The sequence below is a fragment of the Vibrio sp. 378 genome (assembly GCF_033339435.1).
Genome location: NZ_JAWOUO010000566.1, coordinates 1 through 693 on the forward strand (window position 1 = coordinate 1; position 693 = coordinate 693).

A 693-nucleotide genomic window follows, 5' to 3' on the forward strand; every position below is an offset into this window, starting at 1 on the left:
CGAATAGCGAAAATGTCACGATACTGACGGTGAGCAGCATCATGTAAAGAGTCCAAATGTTCTTCTTTAATCCGACCATATTGTTTTGATAACCCCTAGCTCAACGCGTAATTGGCAGTGAGCAGTCTGCACCCCATTCTGTCCATGAACCGTCATAAACAGATAAGTTGCGTAAGCCTAGTTGATGAGCTGCCAACAATAAAATACAGGCAGTCACACCTGAGCCACAGCTGAAAATGATTGAATTGTCATTATATAGCGACAGTTCGCTAAATGCTTGTTTCAATTCTGAGTTCGGTTTGATGTAACCGTTATCCAGCAGTTCTTGAAAAGGCAGGCACAACGAGTTTGGAATATGGCCACTGCGCAATCCTTCTCTTGGCTCAGGCACTTCACCAAAAAAGCGCGCTCGTGAGCGAGCATCAACAATATGCGCACTGCAATTGTTTGAGTACTCTAATACTGCATTTGCGTCCAAAAATGCATTTTTATTTAATTTTCCCGCAAAATTTCCTAATTGTTCAGGTTTTGCTAGTGAATCTACGACGGGCAATCCCGCTTCGATCCAAGCTGGAAGTCCACCATTAAGTACTTTGACGTTCTCGTGTCCCATCGCTTTGAGCATCCACCATGCGCGTGGTGAAGCAAGCGTACCTGAGTTGTCATAAACGATGATCAAGTCCTCGTTATTTA

1 protein-coding gene is annotated in these 693 nt (G+C 43.9%); it reads right to left on the minus strand.

Annotation, left to right across the window (positions count from 1 at the left end):
- Positions 1-100 precede the first annotated feature (100 nt).
- The coding region (locus tag R7Q48_RS27570; protein ID WP_318133455.1) for a sulfurtransferase at positions 101-693 on the minus strand (593 nt) is incomplete at its 5' end.